The organism is Actinokineospora auranticolor, from assembly GCF_002934265.1.
Taxonomy (GTDB): domain Bacteria; phylum Actinomycetota; class Actinomycetes; order Mycobacteriales; family Pseudonocardiaceae; genus Actinokineospora; species Actinokineospora auranticolor.
The window spans coordinates 45,577-57,554 of the sequence record NZ_PTIX01000039.1; the positions used below are offsets into that span (position 1 = coordinate 45,577).

An 11,978-nucleotide genomic window follows, 5' to 3' on the forward strand; every position below is an offset into this window, starting at 1 on the left:
TCGCTTCATCGAGGAGGTCGGCAAAGGTGAAGGTGGGTGGTCGATCGCCACGCGTGCTACGACGGAATCCCATGTCCCGTTCCCAACCACGTGTCCTGCGGGCGACCCGACTCCGTCAGGTGCCCGTCCCGCATGGTCAGTGTGCGACCGGCCCGCCGGGCGACCGCCGTGTCGTGCGTGACGGTGACGATCGTCATGCCATCGGCGTTCAGGTCACCGACCAGGCTGAGGACAGCTCCCGCGTTGGCCGAATCCAGGTTCCCAGTCGGTTCGTCGCAGAGCAGGAGGGCTGGGCGGACCGCCAGCGCGCGGGCGATCGCCACCCGCTGGCGCTCGCCACCGGACATCCGCGCGGGAACCGCGTCCACGCGGTGGCTGAGCCCCACCCGCGCCAGCGCTTCGCGAGCGATGCCGCGCCGCAGTCGTCGAGGGGTGCCGCCGTAGAGCAGTCCCAGCATCACGTTCTCCTCGGCGGTGCGGTGCGCGATGAGGTGGAACGCCTGGAAGACGAAACCCAGCTTCCGTGAGCGGAGCCCGGCGCGCGCGACATCGGAGAGCTCACCGGTGGCTATACCGGTCAGCTCGTAGGTTCCCTCGGTCGGGCGGTCCAGCAGTCCCAGGATGTTCAGCAGAGTCGACTTGCCCGACCCCGACGGTCCGATGATCGCGACGTGGTCGCCCTGGTTGATGACGAGGTCGACAGGGCGGACAGCGTGCACGGGTGTCTCACCCGGGTACGTGAGGCCGCACCCGCGCAGCGCCATCACCGGCTGCGCGGCAACCTGGACCGCGCCGGGCCGGGTCACCGCGGGGGTCCGGTGGTGTCGGACAGGTTCGCCGACGAGATCAGCACCCGGTCCCCCTCGTTGAGCTTCGCCGACAGCGCCTCGACCGAGACCAGGCCGTTCGCGTTCGTCCCCGGGGTGACCGCGATCGTGTCCCGGCGACCGTCCGGCAGACGTCGCACGATGTTGACGCTGCCGTCCGCCTTGGAGAACAGCGCCGAGATCGGGACGACGAACACCTTGGCGGGTGTGGGCGCCCCGGTGAAGGTCAGGCGCACGTTCTGCCCGGAGAGCTTGCTCTCCAGCGGGGAGTCCGGTCTCACCACCACCGGGTAGTAAGGGGGGACTCCGGCATCGGGGGTCAACTCCCCGACGGACAGGACTTTGCCGGTGAACGACTTCCCGAGCACCTCGGAGAACACCTCGACCGGCTGGTCGACACCGATGCGCCTGCCGTCGGACGAGTTGATCTTCGCGGTGACGGTGAGCTCGCCCGCGGAGATCCGCAGTCCCGCGGTTTGCGCCTTGCCCGGCTCGCCCCCTCCACCCTGCTCGGTGGGTCCCCCGGCCAGGGAAGGTACGGCCAGCACCCGCGCCGGGTAGTTGGGCACGAAGAGGAACTCAGACAGCGGGAGCATGGCCCCGCTCTTGGCGCGGAGTTCGGCCAGTTCGGACCGCGCGCCGCTGAGGTCCCGCTTGGCGCGCGAGATCTTCTTCTGGAGCCCGTCGGCATCCGGTCCGGGTTCCGCGACCTGCAGGTCGGCGAGGGCGTCTTCCAGGGCGGTGACGTTCTTCTCGGCCGCCTTGACCGCCAGTTGGTCCGACTCTCCCGTTGTGGCAGGTGGGTACCCGATGGAGTCGTAAAGCCGTTGCACGGCGGATTTCGTCTCCGGCCCGAACAGTTCGCCCGCCGAGGTGGGTCCGAATCCGAGACCGACCAACGCGGAGTTGAGCTGGGCCACGTCCTTGCCCCGACTGCCCGGCCGCAAGTCCCGGTAGGCCGGGACAACGCCCGGCAACGTGAGGACCGGTCTGCCGGAAACCTCCATCACGACCTGCCCGGCACCGATCTCCTCACCGGGCTTCACCCGCACACCGGTCACGACCGGCTGCGCGGCGGTCGCGCCACCGCTCATCGGGGTGAAACCCAGTTCCACGCTGGCACCGACCTCACCGCGGGTGACGATGGTCGCCTGGAGAACCCGGTACTCGATCGGCGCGGTGAGTTCCGTTTCAGGCGGTGGGGCCACCTCCAGGGCGGCCTGCGCGGGCGATTTGAACCACCGACCCGCGAAGAAGCCGACCACGAGGAGACTTGCCGCCGCGCCGACGGCGATCACCGCGAGCAAGCGGCGTCGTCTTGAGTTCACGCTAGTCATCCACCAGTCCCGGTCACGCGCGGCGTCATCGCCCTATCCACCGACTATCTCGCCTGCCTTGCGCAGGACGTTCTCCAGCAGGGCACGCTGTGCGCGCAGCACTTCGGCGTTCTTCTCGATGCTCTGCTTCTGGTAAGCGGTGTCGACCGCGTAGCTCACGTTGTTCACATCGGCCTGCCTGCGGCACGCGAGGTCGGCGAGCGCCGTTCGAACCTCTTCCTTGTTCGCCGATTCGCCGGTCCACTGGCTGTCGTTGTTGGCGGCCCAGGGGTCGCGGTAATCAAATCCCGACTGTTTCATGCACTCGGTCCACTTGGCATAGGCCGCACGCACTCGGGAGTCCGAGCGCAGCCGGTCCATGGACTCGCCCTTGAGCCCGATCGCGACGTTCTCATCATACGATTCGGCATCGGTTTTGACGCCGGACATCGTCGACCGGGCCTCGGCGAGGCAACCACCAGGAGGCACCGGGACCCCGTTGTGGACCGATTGCCCCCGACCGGTCAGGATGTTCTGCTCCGCCTCGGACGGTTTCTTCCCACCCGAGGATTTGTGGACCTGTTCGGGTACCCGGTGGTAGCCGTACTGCTGCACTTCGGCCGCGACGTTGATCCCGTAGCGGGCATCCGTCATCCGCGGCGTGTCCTCGGTGGTCGACGGGATCGGTTCGAACCCGAACCGCGCCATGCACTTGTTGACCAACACCAACTGCGCCTTGACAATGAGGTCGTTCTGTTCGCGCGTCGGCTGGTAGAAGTCCAGCGGGAGGTCCAGGAACTGCTTGTCATTGATATCAGCGCCCGGCCCGAGCGCGGGCTCCGGCCCAAGGTTGCCCTGGTTCGTGGCACTGCCGTCGGTGCCGCTGCAACCGGAAACCACAAGAAGGCACGTCGATAGTGCCAAGACCGCCCGCCGCACGATTCCTCCAGAACAGTTGCACGTCATCCCAGGGACGTGGAGTGCGACAACCCGGGTTGCCGCACTCCACGCACGTTCACCACTGCGACCTTGCCGACCTTGCAAACGCAGAACCAAAGCTCACAAATGCATTGACCTTACCATGGCGACTTGAAACTACTTCGCCCAGTTGTGCGAACTGACACCCGCGTCCTGGAAGGTCGGCAGGTTGTTCCGCCACAGCCCCGGGGCGAACCTCGCGACCAGGCCACCGGTGTAGTTCGTGTCGCGGAACAGTTCGACCTTGTCGTACCCACCGGTCGTTCCGTTGTTGTACGCGGAACCGACCCGGTCATTGATGTTGCCCGGCACGTAGAGACCCGAGCTGTTCAAGAACTGGTAGGAGGTGTACGGAGTGAGGGCGGTCTGGGTCGTGAACGCGCCGCCTCCACCCTGGTACGACCCCTCGTAGAGGCACACCTCGCCCGGGTCGCAAATGTAGAGCGAGGCCGACGCCGCCGTTGCGGTTCCGATGGTCAGACCCACCGCCGCCGCCGCGATCATGAAATACCTAACAGGGTTGAACTTTGCCATTACCGTCCCCAATTTTAGGTTGACAAAGCAACGAAACAGGGTTAGGCACAGAAAGACTGCAGGGCTGGCGACCGCCAGCCTCGCACATGCTTTTCACGCGCCCCCAGTTGCGCCAAAAAGGAGCCTATAGACGGGGGCTTCTATCGGGTAGCGACCAAGCGGGTGTGATCGACATCTCAAGAATGAGCATTGCGATTACTCTCGCATGACCACGCCGGGCAATATAGGAAACCTCCCAATACTTGTTAAGTATTGGGAGTGGGACACCCGGAGTAAACACCTTGGTGTGGTACTCCCCGGCCGCGCGGTGCGTGCCCCAGCGCCTTGGCCGCGCACCGACGCACTTGGCGAGTCGCCGCCGAGGTCGCCGTCCGGGTGGCCGCCGGGTGCGGCCCCTTCACCCGCGCGCTACGGGGGTTCGTGGCAGCATCGACGCGTGATGCCCAACAGCGTGCCCACCGTGACCGTGCCCGACCTGCCGAACGGGGCGACCCTGCTCGACGTGCGCGAACCGGACGAGTGGAACGCGGGGCACGCGCCGGGGGCGTTGCACATCCCGATGGGTGAGTTGGCGGAGCGGTTGGACGACCTGCCGCCGGACGCGCACCTCTATGTCATCTGCCGGTCCGGGGGGCGCTCCGCGCGGGTGACCCAGTACCTCAACGCCAACGGGTGGGACGCGACCAACGTCGACGGCGGCATGCAGTCGTGGGACGCGCTCGGGCACCAGGTGGTCGCCGAGGGTGGCGCGGACCCGCAGGTCATCTGACCGTGTACCCGGGCCAGCGGTTCGAGTGGGTGGCGACCCCGCCGCCGGGGGCGGATCCGACCCCGGCGCACGGTTTCCGGCTGCCCTACCTCGGTCCGCCCGCCTACCGCACACCGCCGCGCTGGGGTTTCCCGGCGCTCGCGTGGCGCAGGCCGACCTCGGTCGCGGGTGGGCCCGCAGAACCGCCGGTCGAGCGGGTGCGGAGCCGGGCCCGGTTGGCCGTGTCCGCGCTGTGGGTGGTGGCGGTCGTCGCCGGGATCGCGGCGGGTGCGGAGATCTGGCGGTACGGGCTGCTGCTGGCCAGCCGCACCGGCGCGTTGTCGCGGGACGCCGTGCAGATCTCGGACAGCCTGGTCGTCACCGGCTCGGTGTTGTCCCTGGCCGGTGGGTTGATCGCCGCGGCCACCTGCCTGTGGTGGATCGGGTCCGCGCGCCGGGTGGCCACCGAGTCCGCCGGGTACCTGCCCGCGCGGCCGGACTGGCACCTGCTGCCCGGGCTGCTCATCCCCGGCGTCAACCTGGTCGTGCCCGGTGCCGTCCTGGCCGAGTTGGAGCACGCGGTGCTGCGCCGCTCCGCCGAGCAGCGCCCGCGGCCGTCGGCGCTGCTGAAGTCGTGGTGGATCACCTGGGCGGGCGCGGGCGTGCTGTGCGCGGTGACCATCGCCTGGCGCTTCCGCGATTCCGTGCAGGCCCAGGCCGACGGTGTGCTGCTGTCCGCGGCCACCGACCTCGCCGCCGCGGCCGTCGCGGTGCTCACCGCCCGCGTCGTCACCCGGCTGACCACCCTGTTGGCCCCGATCGAACCCTCGTCGGTTCGGCTGCTGCGCGTGATCCGCGTCCAAGGCGCGCCGGAGGCCGCCCGGGCCGAACGCCCCGCGACCGCCGCCCGCTAGCGCCGGTGGCGACCGTTCGCCAACCGGGTGCGCTCCTCGGCGGTGCCGAAGCGGGCGATGTCGCGGTCGCGGATGAAGCCGAGGCGGTCCGGGGCGTGCATGCGCATGCGGATCCGGTTGGTGTCCGGCGGGATGCGGCCCTGGGTGGCTTTGCTCGTCACAACAACAACGAGGAACGCCACGGGCACCGTCACCAAGGCGGGCTGCTGGAGGAACTCCGGTGCCCAGTTGCCCGTGTACCCGCTGACCGTCGTGATTACCAGTGACACCAGCACCAGCACGCCGCCGACCAGCATCCCCGCCACCGCGCCGACCCAGGTGATCTTGCGCCACCAGATGCCCAGCAGCAGCACCGGGCAGAACGTCGACGCGGCCAGGGCGAACGACAGGCCCACGGTCAGCGAGATGTCACCGGGCCGCAGCACCAAGGCCAACGCCAACGGCACGCTGCCCGCCAACGCCGCGCCGAAGCGGAAATCCCGGATCCGCCCTTTGAGCACGTCTGTCGACAACACCCCGGCGACGCTCACGACCAGACCCGACGACGTCGACAGGAACGCCGCGAACGCGCCCGCCGCCGTGATCGCGCCCAGGATCTCCCCGGTCAGGTTCGGCGCGATCTTCATCGGCAGCGCCAGCACCGCCGCGTCCGTGCGCCCGCTGACCAGCAGCTCCGGCACGTAGATCCGGGACAGGGCGCCGATCAGCACGGGGAAGATGTAGAACAACCCCAGCAGCAGCAGGACGTGCAGGGTCGTGCGGCGGGCCGCGCGCCCATCGGGGTTGGTGTAGAAGCGGACCAGCACGTGCGGCAGGCCCATCGTGCCCAGGAACAGCGCGATGATCAGCGAGTACGTGGTGAACAGGTCGTCGGACCCGTTCACCGGCCGCAGCCAGCTCGCGTTGTCCGTCGGCGCGCGGTCCACGACCGGCGTCGGCGACCCGGCGGTGAACCACAGCTCGGTGCCCTCTTCGACGGCGTGCACCCCCTTGCCCCAGTACACGATGCTGTCGACCGGCGCGCCGTCCACCCAGCCGCGCGCGCGCAGCAGCAGCCCTTCTTCCGTGCGGAGCTGCACATCGGTCTCGACGGTCACGGTCGCGTCGGCGGGGAACCGCGGCGGCAGCGGCTCAGACAGCCCGACCGCCCGGTCCACCCCGGCGACCCCGCCCTGCCCGACGAAGATCACGCACAGCACGAACGTCGGCGCGGCGATGGCGAACAGCTTCAACCAGTACTGGAAGGCCTGCACGACCGTCACCGCGCGCATGCCGCCGCCGAACACGTTGACGATCACCAGCACCGCGACCAGCGCCGCGCCCACCCAACTCGGCACCGACGGCAGGATCTGGTGCACCGTCAGCCCGGCGCCCTGGAACTGCGGCACCAGGTACAGGATGCCGATGAACACCACGAACGCCGTCGACAGCTGGCGCAACCCGGGCGAGCCCAGCCGCGCCTCGCAGAAGTCGGGCAGCGTGTACGCGCCGGAGCGGCGCAGCGGTGCGGCCACGAACAGCATCAGCGCGAGGTAGCCGCCGGTGAAACCGATCGGGTACCAGAGCGCGTCGGCGCCGTCCTTGAAGACCAGGCCCGCGACACCGAGGAACGACGCCGCGGACAGGTACTCACCGGAGACCGCCGCCGCGTTGCGCCGCGACCGGACCGTGCGCCGCGCGACCAGGAAGTCCTGCGTGGTGCTGGCCTGCCGGGAGCTGCGGAAGCCGAGGGAGAACGTGGCCAGGCCGACGAGCAGGATCGCCGCGACGGCCCACAGGTTCAGTTCCAACTCGCCCGATCCCACTCGTACAACGGGTGGCCCGTTACTTCTCGACCATGTCGACGAAGTCGCGTTCGTGGCCCTCGGCTAGCACGTTGTACCAATAGCCGACGCCGAACAACAGGGGGAACGGCAGGACTCCCAGCAGCAACCACGGCAGCGAAACACCCGCCACCCGCACATCGGACATGTCGGGCACCAGGTAGAACACCAGCGGCAGGGCGCCGAACGCCACCCCGATCACCAGCGCCAACCGCACCGAGGTCCAGAACTGGATCCGGATGAACGAGCGCACGACCTCCTCGGCCCAGCTCGTCTGCTCCTCCAGCTCGACCACCGTGCGCAGGACGGTGACCGGTGCCCGCGAGTCGGCGAGGATCACCTTCTTGCGGCGCGGCCTCGACTGCGGGAGGTCCCCGGGCGCGCCCGCCGGGTTCTTCGTCACGCCCCGCCGCCCCGCACCAGCCGGTCCTTGAGCTCGCGGGTGTGCCGCCTGCTGACCGGCAGCACCTTCTCCTCGTGCCCGATGACCACGGAGTAGCCGGAGCCGCCCATGCGCAGCTCGGTGATCAGTGAGATCGGCACCAGGTAGGAGCGGTGGATGCGCACGAACCCGGCCTTCTCCCAGCGCTCCTCCAGCTGCGCGAGCGGGATGCGCACCAGGTGCGAACCGTCGGAGGTGTAGAGCCGGGCGTAGTCGCCCTGCGCCTCGACCCAGCGCACCGAGGCCCGCGAGACCAGCTTGGTGGTACCCGCGAGTTCGACCGGGATGACCTCGTCGTCGCGCTGCTCGGGCACCGACGCCTGGGTGCCGCCGCCGTTCTGGTGGATCTTGGCCAGCACCCGCTCCACGGCCTTGTCCATCCGCGGCTGCTCGGCCGGTTTGAGCAGGTAGTCGACCGCGCCGAGCTCGAAGGCGGCCACCGCCTCGTGGCTGTGCGCGGTGACGAAGACCAGCACCGGCGCGGGTTTGAACCCGGCCAGCACCTTGGCCAGCTCCATGCCGGTGAGCCCGGGCATGTCCAGGTCGGCGAACACCGCGTCGACCACCGACAGGCCCTGGTCCTTGCGGCCCGCCAACTCGGGGTCGTCACCGGAGAGCTGCAGCAGCGCCTCGGTCGCGTCGAACGCGGTGAGGACCCGGCGCACGTGCCGGTTGCCGTTGAGCCGTTCGACGAGCACGTCCATACCGGCCTTCTCGTCGTCGACGGCGAGGACGACGAGGCCAGGGGTGTTGTTCGCTGTACTCACGGTTGGCGCAATCTTTGCCGATCGGTCGGGGCGGTGCGGGTGCGCGCCTGCCGACGGTTGTGGGTCGGCCGGACACCCACCACAGGGTGACGTATACCGCGCGATTGTGACAGGGCGCTCACCCCCGGCGCACCCCCGGTCGCCCCACGTGCCGGGATCGCGCTGGCCGCTAGAGCCCGAAGCGCGACCAGGCCGCCCGGTTCTCCGCCGCCTCCAGCAGCGCGAACAGCTTGTCCGATGTGGACATGGCGAACCCGGGCGGGCCGCCGAGGCCGAGTCGGGCCAGCAGCGGGCGGCGCGGCTCGGCGACGGCGATCTCCGCGTCCGGGTACCGCTCGCCCACCACCGAGCGCAGGCTGCCCAGGCCGTCGACGAGGCCGAGCTCGTGCGCCTTGGCGCCGGTCCAGATCTCGCCGGAGAACAGGTCCTCGGCACCGCCCTTGAGCTTGTCGCCGCGGCGCTCGCGCACCCAGTCGGCGAACTGCTCGTGCAGCTCGTCGAGCTGGGTGGACAGCCAGGCCACGTCCTCGGGCTTCTCCGGCTGGAACGGGTCGAGCCGGACCTTGCGGGTGCCCGCGGTGTGCACGCGCCGCTCCACGCCGAAGCGCTCCAGCAGCCCGGCCAGGCCGAACCCGGAGGAGACCACGCCGATCGACCCGACCAGCGACGACGGGTGCGCGTGGATCTCGTCGCCCGCGCAGGCCAGCAGGTAGCCGCCGGAGGCCGCGACGTCCTCGCAGAAGGCCAGCACCGGCACGCTCTTCTTCGCGGCCAGCTCGCGGATCCGCTCGGCGACCAGCGAGGACTGGGTCGGCGCGCCGCCCGGGGAGTTGATCGCCAGCGCCACCGCGACCAGCCGGTCGTGGTCGAAGGCCCTGGTCAACGCCGACTCCACGGTGTTGAGGTTGATCGCGCCCCGGGCCACCGGCGACGGCGTCGGGGTGATCAGGCCGTGCAGCTTGACCACCGCAACCACCGGCGCGCGGTCGCCGCGGTCGCCGATGCGGGGCAGTCGGGACGCCAGCTTCTCGGTCACGCTCATAACGCGCAACACTACGTGCGCGGGCCTGAGAACGGCGTGTGTTCGCACCGCCTGATCAGCGGCGTTGCGCCGCGGAGCGCACTGGCGCCCCGCGCTAGGCCGCGCTCTTCGGCCCGGTGGGACCGCCCACCACTTCCTCGTCCTCCTCGACGTCGTCGACGGAGAAGTCGGGCAGGTCGGGGCGCACCCCGGGGAAGTACTTGGGCACCCGCAGCGTGATCTTCATGCCCGCCCCGGGAGCGGTCTCGACCATCAACGCGTAGTCGTCGCCGAAGACCTGCCGCATCCGGTGGTTGATGTTGCCGACACCGACGTGCGACCCGGTCTTGTGCGCGTCCCGCAGGTCCTCGAACAGCCGATCGGCGTCCATCCCCACACCGTCGTCCTCGACGGTGATCAAAGCCTCGTTGCCGTTGTCGTGCGCGAACACGCTGACCGTGCCCCCACCGGGCTTCTTCGCGATCCCGTGCCGCACCGCGTTCTCCACCAGCGGCTGCAACACCAGGAACGGCACCACCACCGACTGCACCTCGGGTGCGATCCGCAACCGCACGCTGAGCCGCTCGCCGTACCGCGCGCACTCGATGGTCAGGTACCGGTCGATGTTGCTCAGCTCGTCGGCCAACGTCGCGAACAACCCGGACGTGCGGAACGAGTACCGCGTGAAGGCGGCGAAGTCCTGCAGCAGCTCACGCGACTGCTCGGGGTCCGTGCGGATCAACGACGAGATCGTGTTGAGCGTGTTGTAGATGAAGTGCGGCGAGATCTGCGCCCGCAGGGCCCGCGTCTCCGCCCGCGCCAGCTGCTGCTTCGACTCGTCGAGCTTGGCCAGCTCGAGCTGGATGCACAGGAAGTGCGCCACCTCGTCGGTGGCCCGCAGCAACCGCTTGCCGTCCACCCCACCGACCACGACCAGCGCGCCCTCGACCTGCCCGTCGATGATCAGCGGCACGATCACCGCGGTGCGCATCGGACAACTACCCCGCCGCCTGCACTGCAGGTTCTCGTGCTGGATGTGCGCCCGGTGCCCGTGCCGAACCGAGTCGACGATCGACTCGGCCAGGTCGTCGTAGTGCTCGTTGGCCGCGCCATCCCACGACAACAGCCGCCCCTGCGCATCCGAGATGCCAACAGCCACGCACTTGAGCATCTGCCGCAACTCGGTGGTCGCCTGGTCAGCGGCTTGCTCGGTCAACCCGTTGCGCAACTCCGGCGCGGCCCTCGACAGCCGCTTGACCGTGTCCAGCACGGCATCGTGCACCGACGCCGACTTCCGCGGCCGACACAACACCGCGAACAACCCGAGCACAACAAGCGTGGCGAGGATCCCCACCACCGCTCGCTCGGTCAACCAACTCACCTTGGCAATGCTCCCGTTTCACCAGCAGGTGTGACAAGACCGCCCCAAGGTACCCGCTCCGTCACTTGAGCAGCCTCGACATCCGCCGATCCGCCAGCGGCTTCCCCCCGGTCTGGCACGTCGCGCAGTACTGGAACGACTTGTCGGCGAGCGACACCTCCCGCACCGTGTCCCCACAAACCGGACACGGCAAGCCGGTCCGCGCGTGCACCCGCAACCCCGACCTCTTCTCCCCCTTCAACCGCGCAGCCGCCTGCCCCACAGACCGCTCCACCGCATCCCCCAACACCGACCGCACCGCTTCGTACAGCCGATCAACCGACTCCTCATCCAGCCGCCCCGGCGCCGCATACGGCGACAACCGAGCCACATGCATGATCTCGTCCGAGTAAGCGTTCCCAATCCCCGCGATCACCCGCTGACTGGTCAACAAGGTCTTCAACCGCTCGGTACGCCCACCCAACAACGCCCCGAATTCATCCCGCGTCAACGCAAGCGCATCAGGCCCAAGAGTGGCGATCTGCTCAATAAGCATCGGATCCTCAGTGATCCAAACCGCCAACCCCTTTTTCGTACCGGCCTCAGTAAGATCAAACCCAGGGCCCTCCCCAGGCGCCCCGAGATGCACCCGCAGCGCCAACGGCCCCTTCCCCGGCTTGGGCGGCACCGCCGACATGCTGTCCGCCCACCTCAACCACCCGGCCCGCGCCAAGTGCGTGACCAGGTGAATCCCCCCAACATCAAGGTCGAGGTACTTGCCGAACCGCCCAACCCCGGTCACCTCCCGCCCGTGCAACGCGGTCCACGGCGGACTGGCCGTCTTCAACACACTCAACGACGCCACATCAACCCGCGCCACAACCCGCCCCACAGCGTGCTCACGCAAGTGATGAGCAAGGGCCTCCACCTCAGGCAACTCCGGCACCCCCTCATTCTCCCCCACCCACCCCCCTTTGTCATTCCCACCTCCACTATTCCCACCCCCTTACCTCTTACCCCTTACCCCTCACTCCCTCTCCCCCACCCCCTCTTACTCCCCCTCACTCCCCGCACCCACCCAACCACCCCAAGAAATCCCTCCCACCCATTCCCAACCCCCCACAATCTCTGTAACACATTGCACGCACCACTTGCAATCACCCCCCACCCCCACCCTCATTCACACCCGCAGCACCCAAAAATCACCCACCGCAATCACCACCCCCACCCCAAGAACCAACACCCCAC

Annotated in this window: 12 protein-coding genes; 2 read left to right on the forward strand and 10 right to left on the reverse strand. The window is 68.9% G+C overall.

Going from position 1 to position 11,978, the window contains the following annotated elements; all coding sequences use genetic code 11:
- Positions 1–56: 56 nt before the first annotated feature.
- From CLV40_RS35530 to CLV40_RS35545, 4 genes are all read right to left on the reverse strand, one after another.
- Positions 57–806 (reverse strand): ABC transporter ATP-binding protein, encoded by a 750-nt coding sequence (locus tag CLV40_RS35530; RefSeq protein ID WP_281261704.1) that lies wholly within the window; start codon positions 804–806, stop codon positions 57–59.
- Entirely contained in the window at positions 803–2,155 is a 1,353-nt protein-coding gene (locus CLV40_RS35535) for an RND family efflux transporter (RefSeq protein WP_146108398.1), read from the reverse strand. Before CLV40_RS35535 ends, CLV40_RS35530 begins: the two co-directional genes overlap by 4 nt.
- Before the next feature lie 42 nt (positions 2,156–2,197).
- Complete coding sequence (locus tag CLV40_RS35540; protein WP_146108399.1) at positions 2,198–3,082, reverse strand: hypothetical protein; 885 nt, start codon at positions 3,080–3,082, stop codon at positions 2,198–2,200.
- 156 nt (positions 3,083–3,238) lie between these two features.
- Positions 3,239–3,655 carry a peptidase inhibitor family I36 protein gene (locus tag CLV40_RS35545; RefSeq protein WP_104483417.1) on the reverse strand — a complete coding sequence of 139 codons (417 nt, stop codon included), beginning with the start codon at positions 3,653–3,655 and terminating at the stop codon, positions 3,239–3,241.
- Between the two features lie 439 nt (positions 3,656–4,094).
- Between CLV40_RS35545 and CLV40_RS35550 the strand changes: the two genes are divergently transcribed.
- Positions 4,095–4,424 carry a rhodanese-like domain-containing protein gene (locus CLV40_RS35550; protein ID WP_104483418.1) on the forward strand — a complete coding sequence of 110 codons (330 nt, stop codon included), beginning with the start codon at positions 4,095–4,097 and terminating at the stop codon, positions 4,422–4,424.
- Positions 4,425–4,426: 2 nt separating this feature from the next.
- Entirely contained in the window at positions 4,427–5,317 is an 891-nt protein-coding gene (locus CLV40_RS35555) for a DUF4328 domain-containing protein (protein ID WP_104483419.1), read from the forward strand.
- On the opposite strand, the gene CLV40_RS35560 is transcribed toward CLV40_RS35555, so the two are convergent.
- The 6 genes from CLV40_RS35560 to CLV40_RS35585 all read right to left on the reverse strand — a co-directional run bounded on the left by CLV40_RS35560 (position 5,314) and on the right by CLV40_RS35585 (position 11,676).
- Entirely contained in the window at positions 5,314–7,107 is a 1,794-nt protein-coding gene (locus tag CLV40_RS35560; protein ID WP_104483435.1) for a sodium/solute symporter, read from the reverse strand. The genes CLV40_RS35555 and CLV40_RS35560 overlap by 4 nt on opposite strands.
- A gap of 34 nt (positions 7,108–7,141) precedes the next feature.
- Positions 7,142–7,543 carry a hypothetical protein gene (locus tag CLV40_RS35565; protein WP_104483420.1) on the reverse strand — a complete coding sequence of 134 codons (402 nt, stop codon included), beginning with the start codon at positions 7,541–7,543 and terminating at the stop codon, positions 7,142–7,144.
- Positions 7,540–8,349 (reverse strand): LytR/AlgR family response regulator transcription factor, encoded by an 810-nt coding sequence (locus CLV40_RS35570; RefSeq protein WP_104483421.1) that lies wholly within the window; start codon positions 8,347–8,349, stop codon positions 7,540–7,542. Before CLV40_RS35570 ends, CLV40_RS35565 begins: the two co-directional genes overlap by 4 nt.
- Positions 8,350–8,518: 169 nt before the next feature.
- Positions 8,519–9,391, reverse strand: a complete 873-nt coding sequence (locus tag CLV40_RS35575; RefSeq protein WP_104483422.1) for a S49 family peptidase — start codon at positions 9,389–9,391, stop codon at positions 8,519–8,521.
- A gap of 94 nt (positions 9,392–9,485) precedes the next feature.
- Positions 9,486–10,742, reverse strand: coding sequence for a histidine kinase (locus CLV40_RS35580; RefSeq protein ID WP_245931794.1), 1,257 nt, complete (start codon positions 10,740–10,742; stop codon positions 9,486–9,488).
- A 70-nt stretch (positions 10,743–10,812) separates the two neighbouring features.
- Positions 10,813–11,676, reverse strand: a complete 864-nt coding sequence (locus CLV40_RS35585) for a DNA-formamidopyrimidine glycosylase family protein (protein WP_104483436.1) — start codon at positions 11,674–11,676, stop codon at positions 10,813–10,815.
- Positions 11,677–11,978: the final 302 nt, after the last annotated feature.

Coding starts and splice junctions, on each gene's coding strand:
- CLV40_RS35545 (WP_104483417.1), bottom strand. CDS start 3,655: ATGGCAAAGTTCAACCCTGTTAGGTATTTCATGATCGCGGCGGCGGCG.
- CLV40_RS35550 (WP_104483418.1), top strand. CDS start 4,095: ATGCCCAACAGCGTGCCCACCGTGACCGTGCCCGACCTGCCGAACGGG.
- CLV40_RS35575 (WP_104483422.1), bottom strand. CDS start 9,391: ATGAGCGTGACCGAGAAGCTGGCGTCCCGACTGCCCCGCATCGGCGAC.